Source organism: Vibrio sp. 1978 (assembly GCF_033344345.1).
On record NZ_JAWPOP010000444.1, the window covers coordinates 1 to 711 of the forward strand.

At 44.3% G+C, this 711-nt stretch carries 1 protein-coding gene; it reads right to left on the minus strand.

What is annotated here, in order from left to right:
• Positions 1-134: 134 nt before the first annotated feature.
• Positions 135-711, minus strand: a 577-nt coding sequence (locus R8N49_RS27135; RefSeq protein ID WP_318190452.1) for an aldo/keto reductase, incomplete at its 5' end; no start/stop codon positions are given.

Consider the following 711-nt stretch of genomic DNA (forward strand, 5'->3'; position numbering starts at 1 on the left):
ATCTATAGCGTGTTGAGCTTCCAACATGACGCTTTAGTTAACCCTTAAAGCTCAACACGCTGTAAACGCATATCGAAATAGATTTGTTCTAAGTGCTATTAACAGGCTGACCTATGTGGTCAGCCTGTTTGCTTTTATGGACATGGGTTAGAGTAGGTAGTACCGATCGCTTGAATGTCTGTTAACAGCTCATCACTAAGCTTGATATCGATGCTGTCAATGTTGGCTTTAAGTTGATCAAGGTTGGTCGCACCGATGATATTGGAAGCGACAAATGGACGTTGATTAACGAACGCCAATGCCATTTGCGCAGGATCTAGGCCATGCTCATGTGCCAAGTTCACGTATGCTTCTGTCGCTTTGACGCCTTGAGGTGTGAAGTAACGAGCGAAACGCTCCCACTTAGTACAGCGTGCACCTTCTGGTTTTGCGCCATTTAAGTATTTACCACTCAAACAACCAAACGCCAGAGGTGAATACGCTAACAGTTGGACACCTTCATAATGGCTGATTTCAGACAAACCCACTTCGAAGCTGCGGTTGAGTAGATTGTATGGGTTTTGAATTGAAACGATACGCGGTAAATCATGCTTCTCAGCTAAACGAAGCAAAGACATCACCCCCCAAGGTGTTTCGTTAGATACGCCGATGTAACGCACTTTACCCATCTTAACCAGTTCAGTTAATGCTTCTAGGGTTTCAATTAACGTC